Source organism: Micromonospora aridisoli (assembly GCF_056150025.1).
The window spans coordinates 1-505 of record NZ_JAXCFK010000201.1 but is presented as its reverse complement, the minus strand read 5'-3'; the positions used below and the strand labels follow the sequence as shown (position 1 = coordinate 505).

The 505-nt window shown below is 70.7% G+C and carries 1 protein-coding gene; it reads left to right on the top strand.

Annotation, left to right across the window (positions count from 1 at the left end):
* Window positions 1–505: WD40/YVTN/BNR-like repeat-containing protein (locus tag SM447_RS30105; RefSeq protein ID WP_474576242.1), on the top strand; the 505-nt coding region annotated here is incomplete at both ends.

Here is a 505-nt window from a genome sequence, read left to right as displayed (position 1 = left end):
GAACGACCCGCAGCGCCTCTACGCGTACGTCGGCACGGCGCTCGGCCCGTTCCGCGCCTTCTACCGCTCCGACGACGGCGGGGACAGCTGGACACAGACGCCGGTGACGGCCGGGCAGGCGTCGCAGTCCACGTTCAGCTGGTGGTTCGGCAAGCTCTTCGTCGACCCCGGCGACGCCGACCACGTGTTCCTGACCGGGGTGAACCTGATGCGCTCCACCAACGGCGCGCAGAGCTTCTCGTCGGTGGGCGGCGTGCACGCCGACCAGCACGCGATGCGCTGGGACGCGAAGGTGCCCGGCCGGGTCTACCTCGGCAACGACGGCGGCTTCTACCGGTCGGAGGCCAACGGCGCGAGCGGCTGGGTCAAGTCGACCTACGAGCCGTACACGCAGTTCTACACCGTCGACGTCGCGGAGACCGATCCGGTGCTGAAGGTCGGCGGGGCGCAGGACAACGGCTGCAACCGCGGCTACACCGGTGTCGGCGGCCCGTGGACCGCCATC